Source organism: Polaribacter sp. Asnod1-A03 (assembly GCF_045063585.1).
In the GTDB taxonomy this organism is placed as follows: Bacteria; Bacteroidota; Bacteroidia; order Flavobacteriales; family Flavobacteriaceae; genus Polaribacter.
On record NZ_JBEFOE010000005.1, the window covers coordinates 1 to 2,306 of the forward strand.

Sequence of the window (2,306 nt, forward strand, 5' to 3'; positions counted from 1 at the left end):
CTTTGTCATTTTTGTACATAATGTTTAAAATTATGTAGCCTTTATTCAGGACGGGTCAAAATGACGCACAACGTTGTTGTGTAAGGAAAGTTGCGTAGTTTAAGCAATAAAGTTAGTAAATAAAACACGAACCAAGAAAATCCGCGAGGATTTTCGTAAGTATACTTTTACCAGCAATTTTTTTTACACGGTGTTAGGGGTAGTTATATTCTATAAGTTATAATATCTCAAATACATTTCTTTTGTAATGTATTCTCTTTTTGATTTGATTAAAATATCATACATTTTTTTTCCGAAAATTGGTTCAACTGACATTATGTAGTGAATCCAACCAAAAAGTCTGTGTTGTGTTTTTATAATTTCCTCGTTAATTTCGTGCTGAAATTCGGGAGATTTATAATCATAATTAACATTTGAATTTTTCAACCTTCTTATGGCATGTTTTTTATAGCCTAATTTACTAATACAATGAACTTCTAGCTTTATATTTCTTTTTATTTTTTTTGGTATTCTAGGGGTTTTTTTATCAAATATTGTAAGTCCAGTTACAAATTGGTAATGACCTCGTTTTGCTTTATTTGTCTTTTTTTTATTCAGTTCAAATCCATGTTTGAGCATCAAGTCTTCAATTACATTTACTTCAGGAACATATTTGTCAGAGGATAAGCTTAAATCATCTGCATACCTAGTATAAGCTACGTTTTCACCACATAACTTAATCATTTCTTTATCGAATGAGTCGGTAACAATATTTGCAATTGTTGGACTAGTACAGAAACCTTGTACTAAATGGCCATTAATTGTAACTAGATTTGATATGTTCTCAGCAATATTTCTTTGGAATCCTAAAGACGTTAGACTTTCTGATATCATGTCTACAGAAATTGATTCAAAATAGTTTTTTATATCTAATGAAAGAAGAATGTTTTTTGCTAAATGTGGTTTTGCATTTGTCTTTGTACTTCTTCCTTTAATAAAACCATGTACACAATCTTCAGCTAAAAATATAGTAGATAAATAATTATTTAAAATTTTTAAAGTACTCTCAAGTTGAAAGTCTGAAATGGAATGAACTCCTCTAAAACCTGCTGTCTTACCTTTCTTTTTAATGTAAAATTTGTCAATATATATTTCATTATTTTCTTTAATGATGTAATCATCGGAAGGTTTATTATTTTCTGTACTCTCAATAATATTGTATTCTTTACTAATAGCATTTTCAAGAAAAGTTAAATTACACCTTAAATAATTAGCTAATTGAGTTATATTTTTTATTGATTGATGAGTCATAGAATTTTTAATAGAAGTGAGCGACAAGGTAAGATAGATAGTAATGTCATAATCCGAATACGAAATCATATCCGATTGAATTACCTTGACCGCTCACTAAACTCTTTATTTAAATTATCAAAACTGACTTGAAATTCTTGTTTTTTCTTTCTACTTAAATAGACATTAGTATGGAGGAAATTAATTACAGCAATCTTAGGAGCTAAGATATCAAAATTTTGCTTCATTCTTTCCATTATTTTATCTTTTGTTAATAAATGATAAAAAACAAAATTTAAATAATCAATAATCCCCATATTCAATTCATCTTTTCCTACGATTTGATATTCACAGTCATGACTTTTATCTAGAGTTTTAAATATTTCTTCTAGGATTAAATTCAATGGTTTTTTCGATATTTTTATTGTTTCAAAAATAAATATATTCTTATCTCCTTTATTTTTTATAATTCTATCCATTAACAATTTTCTTAATGAAAATGAGAATATTTCAAATTCTTCTTTATTTTCTAAATTTTTAAAATATTCAGTTTCTTTATTTAAAATAACAAAATAAGATCTGTAATCTAAAAGAGGTAGTAATTTGTAAACGTCTGCTCTCATATCCATATTATTCTCAGTAGCATGAAATCCTTCCTTTTTTATCCTTTCTGAAAATTCTTGATAGTATAAATTATCAATTAGTTCGCTTTTTAATTTTTCGAGAGCATTACTTATTGTATTTGGAGAATCAGTTTTAATACATCCGTGAATAAAAATTTTTGAATTGTTGCCTATACTTCCAGATTCATCAATGTAAAAGTAATTAGTTTTTTTTGAAGTCGTTTTCATTTATTTTTTCGTATAATTTCATACTTATAAATCATCTGGTTAATTACCCCTAACGTGTTTGTATAAGAATAGTTGCGGGTTTGTATGCGAGGATTTTCCGCAGGAAAATCAGACGTTACAAACACGCAACGACCTTTGATTAAGCACTAAACCGCGATTATTTTTATACGGTGTTGTACATAGTGC

General features: G+C 27.1%; 2 protein-coding genes. Both read right to left on the reverse strand.

Going from position 1 to position 2,306, the window contains the following annotated elements:
* Positions 1-210: 210 nt before the first annotated feature.
* Positions 211-1,359, reverse strand: a complete 1,149-nt coding sequence (locus ACJJVY_RS00075; RefSeq protein ID WP_405603885.1) for a reverse transcriptase family protein — start codon at positions 1,357-1,359, stop codon at positions 211-213.
* An 11-nt stretch (positions 1,360-1,370) separates the two neighbouring features.
* Positions 1,371-2,120 carry a DUF3800 domain-containing protein gene (locus ACJJVY_RS00080; RefSeq protein ID WP_405603887.1) on the reverse strand — a complete coding sequence of 250 codons (750 nt, stop codon included), beginning with the start codon at positions 2,118-2,120 and terminating at the stop codon, positions 1,371-1,373.
* Positions 2,121-2,306: the final 186 nt, after the last annotated feature.

Bases quoted from the DNA above. Each gene is read 5' to 3' on its own strand.
- ACJJVY_RS00075 (WP_405603885.1), bottom strand. From the start codon at position 1,359: ATGATTTCGTATTCGGATTATGACATTACTATCTATCTTACCTTGTCG.
- ACJJVY_RS00080 (WP_405603887.1), bottom strand. From the start codon at position 2,120: ATGAAAACGACTTCAAAAAAAACTAATTACTTTTACATTGATGAATCT.